This is a genomic window from Nonomuraea helvata, assembly GCF_039535785.1.
In the GTDB taxonomy this organism is placed as follows: Bacteria; Actinomycetota; Actinomycetes; order Streptosporangiales; family Streptosporangiaceae; genus Nonomuraea; species Nonomuraea helvata.
This window is the reverse complement of sequence record NZ_BAAAXV010000002.1, coordinates 1-19582: the sequence shown is the minus strand read 5'-3', so window position 1 is coordinate 19582 and position 19582 is coordinate 1. Positions and strand designations below refer to the sequence as shown.

Genomic DNA, 19582 nt, shown 5'->3' with positions numbered 1-19582 from the left:
CCGCTCTTGGGAGGTACCGTGGTCGTCCACCGGTCGTGGGAGATCGCATTCGACGCGCCGGCTTCACGGCCGGTGCGGGCGGCTCGGATGGTCGTCGCGGCTCATGGCCTCGATCGGGACGCCGTGCTCGTGCTGGACGCCGACAGCGACGAGTTCGTGACCGTCCCGGGACTCCCGGCCCACCTCGCCCGCAATACGGTGTCGCTGTCGTCCGACGGGACCCGGCTGGTGTTCCTGTCGCGGCAGGACGACGGCGCCGGACCCATGCGGGTGGTGCTGCACGCGCTCGCCACCGGAGCGCGGCAGGAGTTCGTCTCGGACGATTTCGTGCGGGCGGCGCTCTCGCCGGACGGCAGCCGGATCGCCGTCCTGGCCGACCTGTCGAACGGACCCGGAATCCCCGGCATGGGCGACGAGATCGCCGGCATCGTGCTGATCGAGACCGCCACCGGCGCCCGGCAGCCGCTCTGGTCGGCCGAGGGCTACTGGCAGGAAGACGCCATCAGCTGGTCCCCGGACGGGCGGCTCCTCGCCGTCACCTATCTGACGCTGGACGACGTCATCACCACCGTCGTCCTCGACCTCTCCGGCAAGGTGATCGGCGTCCACGAGGATAGGGTCGCCCTGCCCGGGGCGCACTCCGTCTGGATGTCCGACCGGGAACTCATCGTCTACCCGGAGCCCGACGACGACAGCCCCCTCATCGCGATCGACGTCCAGACCGGAAGCGAGCGCCGCTTCACCAGGCGAAACTTCAGCGGCTACCTCGCCATCGCCGGTGGCCGGGTCGTGCGTCCGGGATCTTCGCCCGAGCGGGTCGTCACGACCGACCTGAACGACACCGACGAGCGTCCCTTCCTTACCTTCCGCGCCGCCGTGTCGATCGAGGCCATCGACATCGTCCCGTCCGCCGTCAGGTGACCCGATCCTGGCCGCGCTCCTGTCGTCGTCACCACGCGAGGTCTTGCGCCGGCTGCGGCTCCTCGTGCGTCCGGATACCGTCCCTCGCCGGCACCGCGATCTGCTCAAGCAGCGCCACGCCGCCGGCGTCGTAGTCCGGTGTCCTGCCGCCGACTCGGACGGACGCGTCTCCGGCCGCAGGATTCCGACCGGCCGCCGCTAACTCAGCGCCGTCGACAGCCACTTGCCGTTTACTCGTACGTAGAGGCGTCTGTTGGTCGAGTCGACCGCAAGTGTCCCGTCGGCCGGGGTGTGCGTGAACGAGGCGTCGCTGACCGCGCCCGCGACCATCCGCAGCGGCGGGTTCGGCTGGTTCTTGGTGGGGATGGTGCCGCCGGACTGCCCTCCGATGTTCGCATAGCAGTTCTCCACCCGGAAATCGCCGGTGCTTGAGGCTTCGTAGTAAATGTGACTGCCGGTCGGCTTTGTTAAGTAGCGCCCCACGACGTTACGCAGGACGGCGGTCGAGCCGGAGCCGGAGTAGAGATCGATCCCGGAGTTGACCGTCGCCGCCGACGAGTTGTTGGCGATCAGCACGTTCTCCAGGGCGCCGGCGCTTCCCGCCCAGGCGATGATGTTCTGCGCAGTGGAATACCCGGAGGCGAAACCACCCGCGTAAGCATAGATGTTGGACGCATAGACGTGCCTGCAGGACGCGTCGACCTTCAGATGAGGGCCGCCCTGCATCCTGGAGGTCTCGAATTTGCAGTCCGTCAGATAGATCCCGTTGGGATTATTGGTCTTCGCGGTGCCCTGGGTGATCCACAAGGCGCCGGTGCCGAATGCCTCCATGCGGCATCCGATGAAATGGATCTGGTTGACGTTGTCGGCACTGTATCCCCAGCCGGTCATGGCCGAGGAGTTTCGAAGCCACACGTTGGGCTGAGTAGTGCTGTTCGCTGTGCCGGTGCTCTCCTCGATCACCAGATTGTAGAACCTGGAGTCCCAGAACTCGACGGCGTCGATGCACAGGTCGTTGTTGCTCGACATGAAAACATCGCGAAAGTAGGAGTTGTCATTGTAGTAAAGCTCGAGCAGCAACCCGGTCTTGCCATTGCCGTTGAACCCGAGGTTTTCGATCGAACAGTAGCGCCGATGTTTCGACCCGCTCGTGTCGGTAGGGGCTCCGGACATGCGCAACAGGATGCCGTTCGCCTTCTTGACCAGCGTGGAGGCCTTGCTGCTCGCGCCGACCAGTCGGATTCCGTTGCCGCCGATGGACAGGGCCGGGCCGTCGGCCGTCGGGGTGACCGCGTACGCCCCCGTGGGGAAGTACACGGTTCCGCCTCCAGCGGCCACCGCTGCGTCGATCGCGGCCTGGATCTTCGGGGTGTCGTCATCGGCCCCGTTGCCGAGCGCCCCGTAGTTCTTGACATTGAACCAGTCCAGCGGGGCCGTCTCCGCCGCCGCCGCAGACGGGGTCTTCGCGATCATGGCGGCACCCGCCAGCCCTGCGGCGGTGCCCCACAACGCCCTACGCCCCATGCTCGGACTCTTCGGCTCCGTCACGCCACAGCCCCCTCCTAGAGATCAACTTGAGGATTAAATCAGCTCTGCGCCACCCCCGGCACCGCCTGGTGACCGCATCGGTCGAGCAGCTTTGATCTACAATGTAAAGGCGGTCCCCAGCAGGCCACCGGCCTGGCATGGGGTTGGGACGACGAAGGCTCTCCCGACCTGGTGCTGTGGACGATCGCCCGGCAGAGCGCCGAACTGCTCGCCTCACCCAAGGCCCGGAGGGCTGTCACCGTGACATTGGCCGCGGCCTGGCGCTCTGTCGAAGACCGGCGGTCATCGGGGTCCCGGGGGCCCACCGGGTCCGGCCGTGTCGTCGTCTGGTTCGCGCTTCATCTTCCGTACGTCCGGGACGGCGAGGACCAGGGCGGTCGCGGCCACGATGGCTCCGGTCGCGAACCACAGCGTTCGATCGAGGCCGAGTCGGTCCGCAGCGGGGCCGGCGGCGGCTGCTCCCAGCGGGGTGAGCCCGAAGGAGCCGAGTGCCTCGTAGGCCGCGATGCGCGAGAACTTCTCGTGCGGCACTTCCTGCCTGAGCGTGGTCATCCAGTTGACGCTGAAGATCTCCACGCCGATCCCGGCGAGCAGAGACGCCGCGCAGACCACCAGGAGCGGCGCCCCGGCCGCGAACGCTGCGAGCGGCAGCGCCAGCAGCAGGGCCCCGGAAGTGCCGGAGACCAGCAGCCGCTGCGGCCGCAGCCGCACCATCAGCAGGCCACCGACAATCATGCCGATCGCGTCACAGGAGAGGATGAACCCCCAGTCGCGCGCCCCGTCGAACTGCCGGTCGGCGGCCAACGCGCCGAGCACCGCGAAGGCCCCGACGCCGACTGCGTTCACGACGGCGAACTGCGCCACCACGCTCCACAGCCACCGTCGCCCGGTGAACTCGGTCCAGCCTTCGCGCAGCTCGGTGACCAGACCCGCACGCTTACGCAGCCGCCCTTCGACCTGCATCCGCACGCCGACCACGGATGCGAGCAGGAAGGTGGCCGCGTCGAGGGCGAGCACCCAGCCCGGACCAAAGCCCGCGACCAGAACGCCGCCGAGTGCGGCACCGGCGACCTGGGCGCCGTTGAGGCCGGTCCGGAAGATGGCGAATGCCTTGCTCGCGTGCGCCCGGTCGACGCTGCGCATCAGCAGCCCCTCGGTGGCGGGCATACGGAAGGCGATGGCGAGTCCGTTGACGGCGGCGAAGATCACCAGCTGCCAGAGCTTGACCGTATGGGTGAGAACCACCAGCGCGAACAGCGCCTGTGCGAGCGCGCTGACCAGGTTCGCGACGACGATGACCAGGTGTCGTGGCAGCCGGTCGGCCACGACGCCCCCGATCACGAAGAACAGCACCGCGGGCACCGTGCCCGCCGCGGACACCAAGCCGACTGCGGTGCCCGAGCCGCCCGTGTCGAGGATCGCGAACGCGCTCGCGACCGGTGCGGCGGCTGTGCCCAGCGCCGATATGACCGCGCTCGCGATCTGTAACCGGTAGTTGCGGCTCTGCCACGGCCCCACCTTCACTGTGGACGCCGTGCTCGTTCTGCTCGTGTTCATCCAGTCTCCTGAAATAGTTACAAGCCGGATAGTTTCAATTACGTATATCAGGATTGTCTGTATCCTGAGAGGGTGTCAAGCGAGAAAGCGTCGGCACCTCCCCGGCAGGAGGCATCCCCGTCAGGAGCGGAGCTGGCTGAGGCGCTCATGCGCACCACGCATGCGCTGCGGCGGTTCGCCGGACAGCCCTACCTGCAACGCGGCTGGTCCACGTCCAGGGTTCTGCTGATGCTCGCAGTCGACGAAGCGGGCACGCCGCGGATGGGCGAGCTGAAGGACCGGCTGGGCATCACCGGCAGATCGATCACGTCCCTGGTGGACGGTCTGGAGGACGAGGGCCTGCTGCGTCGGTGCGACGATCCCGACGACCGAAGGTCCACCCGGCTCGAGATCACCGCCAAGGGCCATGAACATCTCGGCGAGATCAAGGCACTGCACGCCGCGCACGCCGAACTCACCTTCGGCATCCTGGATGACGCCGAACGGAGTGCCCTGCTCGACATGCTCGACCGGCTCCGTGCCCACGTCGCGGGCCAATCTGCCCGCGTCTGAATGCGAGACTCCGCTGTGATCTTCGACCGGGCACGGCTGGTGAACGTGGACTTCACCGAGACGCGGTTCGTCGGCTTCAACGCCTACGGCAGCGAGTTCGACGGATGCGACTTCTCCGGCACCGCCTTCGAGCAGCCATTGATGGGCAGCACCGGCACGGGCATCGGCGGACAGCAGTGGGACGGCGCCACATGGCCGCAGACGGTCTACCGCAACTGCACCTTCCGCCGCACCCGCTTCGCGGAGCAGACCTCCTTCGGCAACGTGCGGTTCGAACGATGCGTGTTCGACGGGTCCCGGCTACGGGGGCAGACGGCCACCTTCGAAGCCGAGCTCGACTACGTCGCCTTCCGCCACATCGACCTGCGGGCCCAGCGCTTTCCCGGCCTGCCCGGCTACGTGCTTCTCGATCGGATCACCGAACGGGCAAGGTCGGTGCTGTCGTTGGTGGACGGCTGGGCGGACGAGCGGCACCGCAAGGAGGTCCGCTCCGCGCTGGAGTTCCTCGTCGGCACGGCACGCGAATGGAACGATGACCAGGCGCTCGTGAGCCCGGCGCACATGGGCCGCAAGCTGCCGCCCGCCCTCCGGGAAGAGCTGTTCGACGCGTTCAGGCGCACGACCAGCGATACATCCCCTGATTGAGCCGCCTCGCCTGGCGGGCCAGGTCCCGCAAGGCGGTGATGCGTTCGACCTCGTACTCCTCGAGCAGTTCGCCCTCGGCATATTCGCGCAACCGCGCATCGTCCACCTCGGCGAGCGCGGCGACCGTCTCCGGCGTGATCCGCTCCACGCCCGCCGCTTCACCGTCGTCCACGACGACCTCGCTGTCGCCGAACTCGCTGAGGTCACGCCCGCTGATCTCAGCGACCATGGTGTCGAGCTCGTCAAGCCAGCCCTTGCAGTCGACATACGGCAGGTTCACGGCTCCCGGCCCGCCGGACAATGCCTGCCGGGCCACCTGCTCAGAGTCCGCAGCGAAGTAATCGACCAGAACACCCATGGTTCTTGCTCATTCGACTCTCCAGTCCTCCTCGCGCGGTGGATAGGTGAATGTCTGGGGACCGGTCCAGCCCTCCCCGGCGATGCGGTAGTCGTGCGCGGCTTCGCTGGCGGCGTGGTGGGGGCCGACGTCGACCGTGTCGGCGGTCGACCAGGCTCCGTTGACCCTCTGCTCGACGACGTAGCGGAACTCGTTGAAGCCCAAGGAGGAGGAGACGAACCTGTTGACGATGGTGAGAGAGCGCCGGCCCGCGGTCAGGGCTCGCGGGAGTTCGACGACCTGGTCCCTCCACTTGTAGGTGCTGTCGCCGGGCAGCCCACGCCACGCCCCGGCCGGTTCGCCGTTCACGGTGATGGTGGCGTGTTGCCAGGCGACGCCTACGTCCAGGCGGCGGATCAGGCGTACACCGGTGTTGGCGGGATCGACGGACACCGTGAACCGGCTCGACCCGCGGGGGCCGAACGCACGGCCGTCGTCGCTTACGACGTGGCCGGGATCCACAGAGCTGCCAGAACGGTCGGGCGCATCGCGTTGCGGTGCCGCCAGCTGATCGATGATGACGCTCACGGTCAGTGCTGCTGCCAGCACGGTCAGTACGGCCGACACGACGGCTCGACGCGGGCCCCGTCTGAGGACGCCGGTCGGCCCCGACCGGCCCGGCCCGGCCGTCTGGGCGGCAGGCGCCGCGCCGCCGGGAGGTTCGATCCGGCGATCCTCCTCTCTCCCCGCGGGCATCCGGCTGACGCGCAAGCGCTCCCACGCCCGTTCCCAGGCCGGAAGCTGACCCTCGGGCACCTGGCATGCCCGCAGGAAGGCCACCATCAACGCCTTCTTGGGGAAGCGCCGGCCGGCCAGCATGTCCGCGCACGTCGCCCGCGGCAGGCGGGTCCCGCCTGCCTTGTCCGCCCGCAGCTGCAGCTCCCGCAGTGAAGTGTCGGCCCGCGCGAACTGCTCGGCCAGCAACTTCACCAGATCCTCGTGACAGGTCACGGACTCCAGCTGGGATGGGGGCGCCTGCCTGACGGCGCCGGAACCCTTGCCACCTTCCGGATACTCGCTCATCGCGCCCAGCTCTTGCCCTTTCCGCTCGGGCCGCTCCGCCTCACGGCCGACTCTTGGCGCAGAGTTTACAAGTGATTACGGAACGCGTCCGATGGGTGCCGGCAATGGCGGCCTGCCGTCCAGGTCTGGCCATCGGATGGCTCGATTGCGGACGAGTCCGTCCGCGCCCCTGTTGGACACCTCGCACACCGGGCTTCGCTGACTCTCGACGCGGCGAACCCGCCGCACCTGTCGCAACAGAAAGGCAGACCACCACCATGACGATCCGCAATCGCGCGGCCGGCGCGCTGCTGACCGCGGTCCTGTCCAGTGCCCTTTGGGGCGCCGGGACCCCCGGGGCCGCCACCACCACGGCTCTGGCGGCCACGACGGCCGAGGAATGCGGGGTCCGCAGCGACGGCAGGCTCTACTGCCGCAACACCCCCAACGTCACCCTGTCCTACGACGCCTCGTACCAGACCGCGGAGACCGGCGTGCTGAAGAGCGGCTTCAGCTGGTTCCAGTGCTGGGTCGAGGGCGGCCCGCACGCCGGCGGCAACAGCATCTGGTACCTCGCCGCGGGCGACGAGGCGGTGCCGCCCTACCGCGGCTGGGGCTTCCTGCCCGCCGTCCACGTGGCCACCGCGCATGACCCCGCGCCGGGACTGCGCGAGTGCACCTCGGCCGACTACGACCTCGTCGGACCGTGACGCCCGCACGATCCGCATCCCCGAGAACGACACCGAATGAGGCACCACAGATGAACAAGCACCAAGCCATCTCCACGACCATCGCCATCGCGGCATTCGCCCTGCTCGGGCTCGCCCCAGCCGATGCCACTGCCACAGCCACTGCCACAGCCACTGCCTCCTCCGCCGCCTGCGGAGTCGACCCGCACGACGGAAGGCTGTACTGCGGCAACGACGGCGGAGCCCCCGTGTTCCACGGGCCCCGGCCCGTCGACGCGGTGGACTACCTCGACACCACGCAGAGCTGGTTCACCTGCTGGGCGCAGGGAGAACTCCATCCGGGCGGCAACACCACCTGGTACGGAACCGTCGGTGACAGGTTCGGCAACTTCGGGTACGTGCCGGCCTCCGTGGTGCACACGCCCAGCGCCTTCGACGCCGACCCCGGCAGGTACGGCCTGCGCAGATGCTGACCCTGCCGGCCTGAACCGGCATCAGAACGCATGAACCAGGGCGGGCGGGCACTGCTGAGCAGCGGTTCTCGCCCGCTCCTGCGAGCACCACGGACCAGTGACCGCGATCACGGGCCAAGCTCAGAGCAGCCGCCGTTGCACGACGTCGGCGAGCACGGTGGTCACGAGTTTGTGGACGGTGGCCGTGGTCGGAGGGTCTTGGTGGCGGTCCGCGAACAGCAGGTGCCCGCCTCCGACCAGGGAGAGGGTGAGTGACTCGATGTCGGCGTCGGCCGCGATGCGGCCGAGTTCGCGCTCGTCGGACAGGTAGGTGGAGACCGCGGTCGCGACCTGGGCGAGGATCGCGATGCCGCCTCCGGGCCTGGCTTGCCGCAGCCGTGCGCGCAGCTCGTCCCGGAAAGTGATGAGCGGGATGATCGCCACCGGGACCGGTCCGAACAGGGTGGTCAGTGCGCCGGTGATGTTGTCGGCCACCGTGCCGGTGCCGGCGGCCTCGTGCAGCGCACGTGCCTGGGTCTCGAGCTGTGCGGCGCGGTCGAGTACGAGCTCGGTGAGGAAGGCGTCGAAGTCGGGGAAGTGCCGGTGCAGGACGCCTTTGGCGCAGCCGGCCTCGTCGGTGACGGCCCGGCTGGTCAGCCCGTTCGGGCCGTCCCGCAGCAGCACGCGTTCGGCGGCGTCGAACAGTTGCTGTCGGGCGTCGCGAAGGTGCACCCCAGTTGGCACTTACTGATCCTCTCTCGTCCGGCAGGCGTTGCTTAGTGGGCGCTTGCCCACTAAGGTGAACGCATGCCCACTCTACCGCGAGAGCAACCAGAACCAGCGCAGCTGCATCAGGCCCGGCGGATGGCCGAGTCGTTCGGCACGGACGCGCAACGCTACGACCAGGCCCGACCCGCTTACCCCGACGCCTTGGTGGCGCGTATCGTCGCCGGGAGCCCAGGACCCGACGTGCTGGACGTCGGCTGCGGCACCGGCATCGCGGCCCGCCAGTTCCAGGCCGCCGGCTGCGCCGTGCTCGGGATCGAGCCGGATGCGCGGATGGCCGAGTTCGCGCAGGCCCGCGGCCTGCACGTCGAGGTGGCGACCTTCGAAGCCTGGCAGCCGGCCGGCTGCAGGTTCGACGCGGTGGTCGCCGCCCAGTCGTGGCACTGGGTGGACCCCGTCGCCGGCGCTGTGAAGGCGGCCCAGGTGCTGCGTCCGGACGGGCGCCTGGCGATTTTCGGGCACGTATTCGAGCCGCCTGCCGAGGTGGCCGAGCCGTTCGCCGCCGCCTACCGCCGGGTGGCGCCCGACTCGCCGTTCGGCAACCAGCCGGCTCGACGTCCGCTGGACCTGTACCGGGCGGGGTACGCGAAGTTCGCCGACCAGATCTGCGAGACCGGCCAGTTCGCCGAGCCGGAGCAGTGGCGATTCGACTGGGAGCAGTCCTACACGCGCGACCAATGGCTGGACCTGCTGCCCACGACCGGCGCTCTCACCCAGCTCCGTCCCGACCAGCTGGCCGAGATACTGGGCGCGGTCGGAGGTGCCATCGACGCTCTGGGGGGGCCGCTTCACGATGCACTACACCACTCTGGCGGCCACCGCCGTACGCGTCGGCGCCTCTTGATCCGCCGCCGCTCGGTCGACGTCGCCGGTCAGGCGCGCATGTTGGCGCCGCCGTCGATGGCCCACACCTGGCCGTTGATCCATTCGGCGTCGTCGGACAGCAGGAAGGCGACGACCGCGGCCAGGTCGCCCGGACGGCCCAGCCGGGTGGTGGGGACGTGCTCCAGGAACGCGGCCTGCTTCGGACCTCTCCTCGACCGCGGCCGCGCGGCCGGCCTCGTCCAACCCGTCGTCGACGTCGACGACCTGATGCTCGCCATCTCCATGGGCGAGGCCGCCGTCAACACCAAGGACACCGCCCAGCGCGACAGCCGCCACAAACGCGTACGGGAAATGCTGCACCGCGCCCTTTTCACCCGCTGACGGCCGCCCTTGGTGGGTCACGGGTCACGGGACATGAGTCGCGCCGCGTTGGGAAACGAAGATGCAGAACGGGTGTCCAGCCGGGTCGGCGTACACACGCAGTGGCTCCTCGGCGTCGTCCATACGGTCCAGCAGCAGCCGGCCGCCGAGGCGCAGGACGCGTTCGTGCTGTGCCGCCAAGTTCTCGACCGACGTCACGGTCAGGTCCAAGTGCAACTGCTGGGGCACCCGGTCGTCCGGCCAGGTTGCTTCAGGTAGCCGGTCAACCTGTTGAAAGGCCAGGTGCGGAGCGCCGTCCGGCGTCCTCAGCACCAGCCAGTCGCGGCCCCGCTCGTCGTCGCCTCCCACGTCGGGCGGCTCATCGCCGGGTCGGTAGACCAGGCCCAGCAGGGAACGGTAGAACTCCGCCAAGGCCCTGGCGTCGGTGCAGTCGAGCACCACCTGGCACAACGTGGGCCTGTTGTCCTGATCGGTCAACCGAACCTTCCTCCTTGTGATCGATTTCCGCATATGCCGTCACGTCTTCTGCACGCAGCGCCCGGGTTCAAACGGGAGGAGTAGATGACGCCCATCGAGACCCCGCACAGCACCAGCCTCCCGGAAACAACCGTCATCGCCACGCCTTCTCAGCTTGATCCGGCCGTCTCCGCCTTCCCCTGACCCTCAAGGAACAGCCGTAACAGCACCGGGACGACCGGAGAGGCTGGGGGCGTCACAGGGCGTCGGGGTCGACGGCTTGGGCGATGGCGTCGTAGCCGGCGTCGTTGAGGTGGATGCCGTCGCCCGAGTCGTACTCAGGGCGCAGGGAGTCGGAGTCGGCGGGCTGCCGGACGACGGCGTCGAAGTCGGCGACGTGGTCGTAGGCACCGCTGGTGCGGATCCAGTGGTTGACCCGGTCGCGTACGGCCTCGGCGGCGGGGGAGTAGGCCAGGGCCGAGCCCTTGATGGGCGTGAGGGTGGCGCCGATGGCCTTGATGCCTCTGGCGTGGGCGGCCCGGATCAGTTCCTTGTGGCCGTCGATGATCCGGCGGGCGTCCGCCTGGTGGGGTCCGTTCCATTCGGCCAGGTCGTTGATGCCGTCCATGATGATGACGGTACGGACGCCGGGCCGCTCCAGGACGTCGCGGCGTAAGCGGGCCAGGCCGGCGGTGCCGTACTCGGGAGAGTCCGTCAGCAGGCGGTTGCCGCCGATCCCGGCGTTGACCACGCCCAGGCCGCGCCCGGTCAGGCGCTCGGCGAGCTGGTCGGGGTAGCGGTTGTCGGCGCCGACGGCGGAGCCGACGCCGTCGGTGAGGGAGTCGCCGAAGGCGGCCACGGTGCCGGTGGCGCGCGGACCGGTGACCTCCACACCGGTCAGGTAATACCAGGAGTTGCCGGTGTCGGTGAAGGCGCCGCCGGTGGTGTCGGCCAGGTGGTCGCCGCGGGCGCGGTAGGAGGTGGCCTGGGCGAAGTGGTGGAACGTGACCGGGCCGGTGGGGCCGGTGAAACGCAGGGTCACGGCGAGCTTGTCCAGGGGGCGGACGGGGAGAGGCATGGGATCGCTGAGGCGTTCCCGACCGGGTGGGATGACGGCGCGCCGCTGCCAGTTGGGGCCGTACCAGGAGGTGCTGGGGGTGGCCGGCTGGGCGGCGGTGGCCCAGGCCGTCGCCCACTGCCGCGCGGAAGCCTGGGCGGGGGTGGCGGTGGCGGCCGAGGTCAGGGCGAGGGCTGCGGTCAGGGCCGGGATGGCGAGCTCACGCATGATGTGCTTTCAGAGGGGGTCAGGCGGTCTTGACGGCGGACACGTCGAACTCGAGCGCGATCTTGTCGGAGATCATCACGCCGCCGGTCTCCAGGACGGCGTTGTAGGTCATGCCGAAGTCCTTGCGATTGATCGCGGTGCTGCCCTCGAAGCCGACCCGGGTCAGGCCCTGGGCGTCGACCGCGGTGCCGGTGTAGTCGAGGGGGATGGTGATCCGGCGGGTGACGCCGCGGATGGTGAGCTGTCCGGTGACGTCGAAGCTGTCGCCGTCAAGGTGCTTGATCTCGGTCGAGGTGAAGGTGATCGTCGGGTGGGCGGCGGCGTCGAGGAAGTCGCCGGTGCGCAGATGGTCGTCGCGGAGCTGGTTGCCGGTCTGGATGCCGGCCACGTCCAGCACCACGTGGACGGTGGAGGCGGCGGGGTCGGCGGCGTCCAGGTGGGCGGTGGCCTCGCGGGCGGGGATGCTGCCGCGCACCTTGGTCACCATCGCGTGGCGGGCGACGAAGCCGAAGCGGCTGTGGGCCGGGTCGAGGGTGTAGGCGCCGGTGAGCTCGCTGGGGTACATGGTCGTGCTCCGTTCCGATGTATTTCAGCACTGGAAGATTCGGCACGACAGTACATAGATTTATTTCAGTGCGCAACTTTCAAGTACGATCCCTTTCATGACGCGATGGCTCACCGACGACGAACAGCACGCCTGGCGGACCTTCGGGCTGGCCACCCGCCTGCTGACCGACCGCCTCGAACGCGACCTGCTGGCCGCGGCCGACATGCCGCCCACCTACTACGAACTGCTCGTCCTGCTGTCGGAGGCGCCCCAGCGCACCATGCGCATGAGCGAACTGGCGCACTGGACCAACTCCAAGCCCAGCCGCATCTCGCACGCCGTGAACAAGCTCGAACAGAAGGGCTGGGTACGCCGGGACCACTACGCCGACGACCGGCGCGGCTGGCTGGCCGTGCTCACCGACGACGGACTCGCCGCGCTCCGCGCCGCCGCCCCTCGGCACGTGGCCGGCGTCCGCGAGCACCTGATCGACCTGCTCACTCCGGAACAACTGCGGCAACTCGCCGACATCAGCCAGGTCCTGCTCGACCACCTGACCGAGCGGGACCGGGACCGTACCGGCTGACAGGGAGCGGACTCGCTTACTTGCTCTGCAGCTTGCCCAGCGGCTGGGAGTCCTCCTCCAGCGCGGAGCTCGCCGCCTGCCAGCTGGTGTCTCCGGGGTAGAGGGCGCTGCGCAGGTACGCCCAGGTGAGCTGCTGGATCAGGGCGACGCGTTCGGGGCTTTCGTCCGTCGTCTCCGCGACCTCGTACCCGGGGATGCCGCCGAGCGAGTGCTCCGCGCCGAACAGCGTGAGCAGGCTCTTGCTTCCCGGGCTGAGGAAGTAGGGGTCGGTGAACCAGTCCGGCCCCCGGGTGGACAGCGCGGACTGGTCGTGGTCCCCGGCGACGATGAGCGCCGGCGCGGCCATGTGGTCGAAGGACGGCTTCATGAAGGGGAGGTGCTCGGCCGCGAACGGAGTCAGGTCGTCGCCCCGGCCGGGCACGGCGAACAGCACGCCCGCCTTGACCCGCGGGTCGGACAGGTCTTCCCCGGGAACGCCGTCGGAGTCGAGGACGCGCGCGCCCAGCAGCGTGCTCGCCGTCTGGGCTCCCCAGGAGTGGCCGGCCACGGCGATGCGGTGGCGGTCCAGGCGCCCCTTGAGGCCCGGCACGGAAGCTTCCAGCTGGTCGAGCTCGTCGAGGACACGCTTGAGGTCCTCGACGCGGAAGCGCCAGATGCGCGGCGTACGGGGATCGTCGGCAGGGAGGCCGAGCGTCCTCGAGTCGAGGTGGGTGGGCTGCACGACCACGAAGCCGCGGGCGGCCCAGAAGTCGGCCAGGGGGGCGTAGCCGTCCATCGACCAGCCGACGCCGTGGGAGAAGACGATGACGGGCAGGTCGCCGCCGGTCGCGGGGGCGGACACGCGGACCTGGAGGTCCTCGCCGCGGTCCGGGGCGGACAGGACGACCGGCTTCGCGGAGACGATCGTGGTGGGTGCATTCGCGAACTTCTGCGTGTTCGCGATGGTCGAGTTCGACATGGAAGTGCCTTCGTTTCAGTTTCTGCGGGTGGCCGGCCGGCAAGCAGTGGCACCGCGGTGGTTCGGCTGTTGCGGATGGAGCGTGGTGGCCGTGCAGGGCTTGGTCATCGGCCCCTGATCTGGCATGATGAATAAACGGGACCGTGTCCCGTTTTGACGATACGGGACATTGTCCCGTTTAGCAATCCCGGGTAGCGGAGGAAACGGCGCGATGAACGACGGCGACCGCGGCGCAGGACGCGTGGCCCAGCCCAAACGGGCGGACGCCCGGCGCAACAAGGAGACTCTGCTCGACGCGGCCGCCGCGATCTTCGTGGCGTCAGGCGTGGAAGCGCCGATCCGCGACATCGCCGCCAAGGCCGGGGTCGGGACGGCTACGATCTACCGCCACTTCCCGACGCGAGCGGATCTCATCATCGCCGTCTACCGGCACCAGGTGGAGGCCTGCGCCGAGGCCGGCCCAGCCCTGCTGGCGGGCAGCGCGACCCCTTACGCCGCGCTCCAGCAATGGATCAACCAGTTCGTCGACTTCCTGGTCACCAAACACGGGCTCGCCGCCGTGCTGCAGTCCAAAGACGCCGGTTTCGACGCGCTGCACGCCTATTTTCTCGACCGCCTCGTACCTGTCTGCACCCAATTGCTCGAGGCCGCGGCCGGTGCGGGCGAGATCCGCCCCGGCCTGGAGGCCTACGAGCTCATGCGCGGCGTCGGGAACCTCTGCATAGGTGCGGAGAGCGATCCCCGCTACAACGCACGTCGACTGGTCGAACTCCTCATCGCAGGACTGCGTCTGCCGCAATGATTCGACCTCGTCACAGCAGGGTTCCTCCTGAGGCGTCCAGCCAGTGGCCGGTCACCCAGCGGCTGTCGTCGGAGGCCAGGAAAGCCACCGCGCCGGCGACGTCCTCGGGGGTGCCCACGCGGCCCAGGGGTGACAGCGACGACAGCCAGGCCAGCGCGTCCCCGACGAGCCTGCCCTGGTGCATGTCGGTGTCGATGACGCCGGGCGCCACGGTGTTGACAGTGATCGCGCGTGGTCCGAGCTGCTTGGCGAGCGTCGAGGTGAGCACGTCGAGCGCGCCCTTGGACATGGCGTAACTGATGGATCGGGGCATCGCCGAGCCGCGGGTCAGCATCGTGGAGATGTTGACGATCCGGCCGCCGTCGCGCAGCCGTGGCAGCGCGAGCTGGGTGATGAAGAACGGGGCGGTGGCGTTGACCGCGAAGATCCGCTCGAACTGCTGCCTGGTCACGTGCTCGATGCCGGGCTCGTCGTTGAGGATGCCCGCGTTGTTGACCAGGATGTCCAGCCCGTCGGCGCACGTGTCGAAGGCGGCCCACAGGCGTTCGGCGTCGCCGGGAGTGCCCAGTTCGGCCTGCAGGCAGAAGGCCTGCCCACCGGCCGCCTCGATCGCGGCGACGGTCTCCTTGGCGGCTTGCTCGTTGCCGCCGTAGTGGACGGCGACGCGGGCGCCGTCATGGGCCAGGCGCAGGGCGATGGCCCGGCCGATGCCCCTGCTCGCGCCGGTGACGAGAGCGGTCTTGCCATGAAGGTTGTGCATGATGTCTTCCTGCTCATCGGTGCCGGAGGGGGATGTCACGTCCGAGGCCGGCGGTCCGAGATTTCGGACTGGAGAAAGTCGAAGGTGGCCAGTTCGTTCACGGTCGCTTGAAGCTGGCTGATGCGGGCGCGGCCCATCCGGACGAGCTCTTCACCCGCGGCGACCCACTGGTCGAGATCGCGTGAGAGGGGCGGGATGCCGGCGAGGATGTCGGCGCTCTCCTTGAGGGTGATTCCCACGCGTTGCGCGGCGAGTGCGAGCCTGATCCGGCAGATCGCGTCGACGGTGAAGCGGCGGGCGTTGCCGCTGCTCCGGTAACCGTTGATCACGCCGTAGCGCTCGTAGAAGCGGACGGCGTTGGCCGTCACCCCAGCGGCCCTGGCCACCTGCCCGACCGTGAGTGAGGCCTGACTCGCGTCGTGGCCGGAATGCTCGGTGGTGGTCATGGCACCCGTCCCGCGTTCGCTGGCGACTCTTGCCGGTCCAGTATCGCCGGGGCCCGGCGGGGGGAGCGCACGCACACGACCAGGGCAAGCGACATCACGACGAGGGCCGTCGCCTGGGCCAACCGCTGGGAGCCCACGATGGCGGCCGCGTCGGCGGCACGTGCCGCCGCTCCCAGGCCTGGCAGTGCCGCGAGCGACCCGCCGCCGGTCATCGCAGCGGTCAGGACCGTGAACAGCGCACTGACCGCCGCGGTGCCCATACCGTTGGCGATCGTGGTCACCAGCGACAGGAGCGCGGAGCCCGAGGCCAGGTCGGGAACGTCGAGATCGCGGCTGGAACTGGACATCGTCGGCATCATGATCGCGCCTGTGCCCGCTCCTTGGAGGAATCCGAGCAGGCCGAGCACCAGGTACGGGGTGTCCGGCCGGAGGATGACCACCTGGACGAGGCCGGAGCCGATCGCGAGGCCGAGCCCGGTGCCGACGACCAGCCGGGGACCGAGCCGGTCCAGGAGCCGGGCAGCGATCTGCAGGCTGATGCCCATGCCGACCGCGCCGGGGATCGTCAACGCGGCCGTGACCGATGCGCTGTCGGAGCGGAGCACCTGTACATAGGCAGGCATCAGCAGAGCCGAGCCGAAGTAGGGAGCCGCATAGAGGGCGAGGATCGCGGCGCCCCGGCCGAAGGTCGGATTCCGCAGGAGACCGATCCGCAACAGCGGTTCAGGATGAGTCAGTGCCCGGGCCGAGAAGACCGCGACCGACACCGCGCCGATGGCAGCCGCGGCGATCCGCACCCAGGCCGGGCCGTCTTGGGCGCTGACGCCGTAGGCCACGGCGACAATGCCGGGGACCAGCAGCATCGCTCCGGCCAGGTCAAGCCGGACCCGCCGTCCGCGTGCGGCATCGGCCGGTAGCCAGGCCAGCGTGCCCGCGATGCCCACCAGCGCCAGCGGCACAGTGATGAAGAACAGCGCCCGCCACGACCCGGTGCCCAGGAGCAACGCGCCGAGTACCGGGCCCAGGATCGGTCCGATGAGCATCGGCAGGCCGGCGACCGCCAGCATCCGGCTGCGGCGTTCGGGCGCCACCGCGCCGAACCCGATCGCCATCCCGAGCGGTGTCATCAGGCCGCCGCTGAGGCCCTGCGCCGCTCGCGCGGCGATCAGCCAGCCCAGGCTGTCCGCCGCGCCGGCGGCGGCGGAGGCGATCGCGAAACCGGCCAGCGCCCCCAGGTACACGCGACGGGCTCCCCATCGTGCGGCAAGGCCGGCGGCGAGCGGCATCGTCGCGACCATCGCGAGCGTGTACGCGGTGATGATCCACTGGGCGGCGGTCAACGACGTACCGAACGTCGCCATCAGCTGCGGCAGGGCCACCACGACGATCGTGGCATCCAGCACCGCCATCAATCCGCCGCACGCCAGCACGGTGGCGGTGCGCAGTTCCGGTCCTGTCAGTCCGGTCATGCCCGACCGGCCAGATCTGTGACCCGATGGGGGCGCAACGCGCGCGCCCACGTACGCAGCTCGTTCATCATCACGTGCAGCGCCTGCACCGTGCCCGGCGGAGGAAGAAAACGGCCGTCGGCGTCAAGGCGCTCCCACGCCATCGGCAGCAGGACCGACTCGCGGACAGTTGTGGCCCGCAGCTCCGGGAAGATCACCCGCAGCTGCTCGACGGCCCTGATGCCGCCGGAAGCGCCGTATCCGACGAACGCGACCGGCTTGTACGCCCACTCGGTGAAGTGCCAGTCGATCGCGTTCTTCACCGGCGCCGGGAAGCTGTGGTTGTACTCCGGTACGAGGAACACGAATCCGTCGGCGCCCGCGAGCCGACCCGCGATCGGGGACGCAGCCGCCCCGCCCGGCTGCATCTCGTGCATCGGCAGCGAGACCGAGGCCAGGTCGATCATGTCGAGGTCGAGCCAGTCGATCGCGGTGAGCTCGCGCTCCAGCCACGCGGCGAGCGGATCGGCCAGTCTGGGCCTGCGCACGCTCCCGATCACCACGGCGATCCGGAGCCGGCCATTGACGTTGTCTTCTGTCATGGTGTCGACGCTAGATATTCGCCTATAGGCGAACTCAAGTCGATCGGCGACCACCGGCCATAATCGCATCGTCCGTTTCCGACGCGTGGGTGTGCGGTGGATCGGCGGTGGGCCGCTGCGAGGAGGCGTCGCAGTGCGGCGTAGGCAGGTGGAGCCCAGGTGGGCTTGCCGTCGGGGTGTCGACGGCCGAACGCCGTCCAGACATGTCGTATCGACGACAACGACATGTCCTCCGGCATTTCTACGATCTCAGAACTTCACGCTGCACGTCACTCTCGTTGAGAGGGGTGTATACGTTGGAGGGCGCATAGTAAATGGCAAACATGTGGGTACGGAAGCCGTGGCCGTCCTTGCCCAGGGTTTTGGTGAGCTGGTATTCCCATTCGTACGGCTGGTCGTACTGGCTCTGCGGAATGCACTGGGGCGGCGGGATCGCCGCCGGCGGCAGGTTGGGCGGCGCGGATGCCGCTTGGGCCGGTGCCGTCAGAGCGATACCGCGACGGCGAACGCCGAAGCCACTACTGCGATCCTCTTGCCGATGGTCATGTTGAAGCTCCTTCCTGTCCATGCTCGACCTGTACACGCTCGGCTTTCTTCGTGAATAAATTCTTGCCGTCCCCGCCGAGGGCGGACCAGGACAACGACAGGACATCGGCCGGACATATGTCAGGGCACCCAGAGTTTGTGGATTTCTGCCGTGCCCGTTCCTCGGCCCGCACAGCGCTAGCATCGGATCCCGTGATCGTATGGCTCAACGGCACCCATGGGGCAGGCAAGACGACGACCAGTGCGCTCGTGCAGCCGCTGATTCCGGATTCACGGGTGTTCGACGCCGAGAAGGTCGGCGAGACACTCATGGACATCACGCCAAGGCTGCCCTCGATGGGCAATTTCCAGCACTGGCCGCCGTGGCGGCCGCTCGTGGTCGAGACCGCCCGCCGCGTGCTCGACTACATCGGCGGCACTCTGGTGATCCCTATGACGGTCCTGGTCGAGCAGTACTGGCGCGAGATCAGCACGGGCCTCGCCCACCATGCCATCCCGGTGAGGCACTTCGTCCTCCACGCTGACCAGGACACCCTGCGCGAGCGCATCGAGGGGGACACTGTTCTTGGCCCCTCCTCGTTCCGCCTCGAGTACCTCGAGCCCTACGCCGAGGCGGCCCGCACGTGGCTGCACGGCGAGGCCGAGGTCGTCGACACCACGCACCTCACGCCCGCCGAGGTCGCCCTGCAGATCGCGGAGGCCGTCAAGAGCTGAGGTCCGCACGCATCCAGGGGCCCAGCTCAGCCCAGCACCACGGTGTCATCTGCGGGCGGGCAACCCGAATGCCGAGTGACGGGATCGTGACCCCTTATCCTGGAAGGGAGCCGCCGTGCGCGCGGACATCACGCTCGCCACCCCCGTACGCCGCACCGCCCGGTTCTCCAGCTTCAGGGCATGTTCGACGTGCCGCTGGAGGAGAAGCTAACGAATTCCGGGTCGGCCGTGCTCCCGGTGGAGGAGCGGCGGTGGAATGCCGGTCTGTTCGTGGGCCCGTCCGGCGCTGGGAAGACGACACTCGCCCGCACCCTCAGCCGCGCCGCTCGGGACGCCACTGGCAAAGGGTGCGTGACCTGATTGACGAGCGGCGCCTCCTTGAAGCCCGGCGCCTGCTGGGAGGTGCCCGGTGGGAGGCCCGTGGTGGCGCAGAGCCTGGAGGTGGCGCCGTTCGCCAAGCTCTGCTGTTCTTCGGACGTGTGGGGTCCGGCCGAGCTGCACCATCTCGGCGCGACGCCGTGGCTCCGGGCGCTGGCGCGGGTCCTGGGCGAGTTCGTGGCCGACGGGGAATGGTCGGCGGGCCAGGCGGCGCGGGTGGCGGCCATGGTGGGCGCGGGGAACGCCCGCCGCGTCTACGACCTGACCGCCCCACAGGCCCTGACGCCGTCCCGCTCCAG

At 69.1% G+C, this 19582-nt stretch carries 23 protein-coding genes and 2 pseudogenes; 10 read left to right on the top strand and 15 right to left on the bottom strand.

Features of this window, described 5'->3' with window-relative positions:
* Positions 1-18: 18 nt before the first annotated feature.
* Entirely contained in the window at positions 19-921 is a 903-nt protein-coding gene (locus ABD830_RS15925; RefSeq protein ID WP_344987747.1) for a TolB-like translocation protein, read from the top strand.
* A 198-nt stretch (positions 922-1119) separates the two neighbouring features.
* On the opposite strand, the gene ABD830_RS15920 is transcribed toward ABD830_RS15925, so the two are convergent.
* A complete protein-coding gene (locus ABD830_RS15920; protein WP_344987745.1) occupies positions 1120-2394 on the bottom strand; it encodes a glycosyl hydrolase family 28-related protein in 1275 nt (424 codons plus the stop codon).
* A 357-nt stretch (positions 2395-2751) separates the two neighbouring features.
* Complete coding sequence (locus ABD830_RS15915) at positions 2752-4026, bottom strand: MFS transporter (protein WP_344987743.1); 1275 nt, start codon at positions 4024-4026, stop codon at positions 2752-2754.
* A gap of 72 nt (positions 4027-4098) precedes the next feature.
* On the opposite strand from ABD830_RS15915, the gene ABD830_RS15910 reads away from it, so the two are divergent.
* Together ABD830_RS15910 and ABD830_RS15905 are read left to right on the top strand one after the other, a co-directional pair.
* The gene (locus ABD830_RS15910) at positions 4099-4578 is read left to right on the top strand and encodes a MarR family winged helix-turn-helix transcriptional regulator (RefSeq protein WP_344987741.1); all 480 of its coding nucleotides are present in this window, start codon (positions 4099-4101) and stop codon (positions 4576-4578) included.
* Entirely contained in the window at positions 4579-5223 is a 645-nt protein-coding gene (locus ABD830_RS15905) for a pentapeptide repeat-containing protein (protein WP_344987739.1), read from the top strand.
* Here the strand turns inward: ABD830_RS15905 and ABD830_RS15900 are convergent.
* Together ABD830_RS15900 and ABD830_RS15895 are read right to left on the bottom strand one after the other, a co-directional pair.
* Positions 5189-5581 (bottom strand): hypothetical protein, encoded by a 393-nt coding sequence (locus tag ABD830_RS15900; RefSeq protein ID WP_344987737.1) that lies wholly within the window; start codon positions 5579-5581, stop codon positions 5189-5191. The two genes, ABD830_RS15905 and ABD830_RS15900, sit on opposite strands and share 35 nt — an antisense overlap.
* A 9-nt stretch (positions 5582-5590) precedes the next feature.
* Complete coding sequence (locus ABD830_RS15895; RefSeq protein ID WP_344987735.1) at positions 5591-6643, bottom strand: hypothetical protein; 1053 nt, start codon at positions 6641-6643, stop codon at positions 5591-5593.
* Between the two features lie 257 nt (positions 6644-6900).
* On the opposite strand from ABD830_RS15895, the gene ABD830_RS15890 reads away from it, so the two are divergent.
* Positions 6901-7332, top strand: a complete 432-nt coding sequence (locus ABD830_RS15890; RefSeq protein ID WP_344987733.1) for a hypothetical protein — start codon at positions 6901-6903, stop codon at positions 7330-7332.
* A 50-nt stretch (positions 7333-7382) separates the two neighbouring features.
* A complete protein-coding gene (locus tag ABD830_RS15885; protein ID WP_344987731.1) occupies positions 7383-7784 on the top strand; it encodes a hypothetical protein in 402 nt (133 codons plus the stop codon).
* 120 nt (positions 7785-7904) lie between these two features.
* Here the strand turns inward: ABD830_RS15885 and ABD830_RS15880 are convergent, their stop codons facing one another.
* Positions 7905-8507 (bottom strand): TetR/AcrR family transcriptional regulator, encoded by a 603-nt coding sequence (locus tag ABD830_RS15880; protein WP_344987729.1) that lies wholly within the window; start codon positions 8505-8507, stop codon positions 7905-7907.
* A gap of 63 nt (positions 8508-8570) precedes the next feature.
* On the opposite strand from ABD830_RS15880, the pseudogene ABD830_RS15875 reads away from it, so the two are divergent.
* A pseudogene (locus ABD830_RS15875) lies at positions 8571-8942 on the top strand (class I SAM-dependent methyltransferase); the annotation flags it as partial.
* 479 nt (positions 8943-9421) lie between these two features.
* Here ABD830_RS15875 and ABD830_RS15870 read toward each other — a convergent pair.
* From ABD830_RS15870 to ABD830_RS15855, 4 genes are all read right to left on the bottom strand, one after another.
* A complete protein-coding gene (locus ABD830_RS15870) occupies positions 9422-9652 on the bottom strand; it encodes an SDR family oxidoreductase (RefSeq protein ID WP_344988700.1) in 231 nt (76 codons plus the stop codon).
* A 127-nt stretch (positions 9653-9779) separates the two neighbouring features.
* The gene (locus ABD830_RS15865; RefSeq protein ID WP_344987727.1) at positions 9780-10232 is read right to left on the bottom strand and encodes a VOC family protein; all 453 of its coding nucleotides are present in this window, start codon (positions 10230-10232) and stop codon (positions 9780-9782) included.
* 235 nt (positions 10233-10467) lie between these two features.
* Complete coding sequence (locus ABD830_RS15860; protein ID WP_344987725.1) at positions 10468-11496, bottom strand: SGNH/GDSL hydrolase family protein; 1029 nt, start codon at positions 11494-11496, stop codon at positions 10468-10470.
* 19 nt (positions 11497-11515) lie between these two features.
* Entirely contained in the window at positions 11516-12061 is a 546-nt protein-coding gene (locus tag ABD830_RS15855; protein ID WP_344987723.1) for a YceI family protein, read from the bottom strand.
* 97 nt (positions 12062-12158) lie between these two features.
* Between ABD830_RS15855 and ABD830_RS15850 the strand changes: the two genes are divergently transcribed.
* Positions 12159-12629 carry a MarR family winged helix-turn-helix transcriptional regulator gene (locus ABD830_RS15850; protein ID WP_344987722.1) on the top strand — a complete coding sequence of 157 codons (471 nt, stop codon included), beginning with the start codon at positions 12159-12161 and terminating at the stop codon, positions 12627-12629.
* 16 nt (positions 12630-12645) lie between these two features.
* Here the strand turns inward: ABD830_RS15850 and ABD830_RS15845 are convergent, their stop codons facing one another.
* Positions 12646-13587, bottom strand: a complete 942-nt coding sequence (locus ABD830_RS15845; RefSeq protein ID WP_344987721.1) for an alpha/beta hydrolase family protein — start codon at positions 13585-13587, stop codon at positions 12646-12648.
* A gap of 211 nt (positions 13588-13798) precedes the next feature.
* Here ABD830_RS15845 and ABD830_RS15840 point away from each other — a divergent pair, with 211 nt between their 5' ends.
* Positions 13799-14389 (top strand): TetR/AcrR family transcriptional regulator, encoded by a 591-nt coding sequence (locus ABD830_RS15840; RefSeq protein ID WP_344987720.1) that lies wholly within the window; start codon positions 13799-13801, stop codon positions 14387-14389.
* Between the two features lie 10 nt (positions 14390-14399).
* Here ABD830_RS15840 and ABD830_RS15835 read toward each other — a convergent pair whose 3' ends face one another.
* From ABD830_RS15835 to ABD830_RS15815, 5 genes are all read right to left on the bottom strand, one after another.
* The gene (locus ABD830_RS15835) at positions 14400-15149 is read right to left on the bottom strand and encodes an SDR family oxidoreductase (protein ID WP_344987718.1); all 750 of its coding nucleotides are present in this window, start codon (positions 15147-15149) and stop codon (positions 14400-14402) included.
* A 35-nt stretch (positions 15150-15184) separates the two neighbouring features.
* A complete protein-coding gene (locus ABD830_RS15830; RefSeq protein WP_344987716.1) occupies positions 15185-15595 on the bottom strand; it encodes a MerR family transcriptional regulator in 411 nt (136 codons plus the stop codon).
* On the bottom strand, positions 15592-17064 hold the full coding sequence (locus tag ABD830_RS15825; RefSeq protein WP_344987714.1) for a DHA2 family efflux MFS transporter permease subunit: 1473 nt from the start codon (positions 17062-17064) through the stop codon (positions 15592-15594). The genes ABD830_RS15830 and ABD830_RS15825 overlap by 4 nt, the downstream gene beginning before the upstream one ends.
* Entirely contained in the window at positions 17061-17645 is a 585-nt protein-coding gene (locus tag ABD830_RS15820) for an NADPH-dependent FMN reductase (RefSeq protein WP_344987712.1), read from the bottom strand. The genes ABD830_RS15825 and ABD830_RS15820 overlap by 4 nt, the downstream gene beginning before the upstream one ends.
* A 241-nt stretch (positions 17646-17886) precedes the next feature.
* On the bottom strand, positions 17887-18213 hold the full coding sequence (locus ABD830_RS15815) for a hypothetical protein (protein WP_344987710.1): 327 nt from the start codon (positions 18211-18213) through the stop codon (positions 17887-17889).
* A gap of 170 nt (positions 18214-18383) precedes the next feature.
* On the opposite strand from ABD830_RS15815, the gene ABD830_RS15810 reads away from it, so the two are divergent.
* Complete coding sequence (locus ABD830_RS15810) at positions 18384-18905, top strand: ATP-binding protein (protein ID WP_344987708.1); 522 nt, start codon at positions 18384-18386, stop codon at positions 18903-18905.
* 360 nt (positions 18906-19265) lie between these two features.
* Positions 19266-19582 (top strand): annotated as a pseudogene (locus tag ABD830_RS15805) (hypothetical protein); the annotation flags it as partial.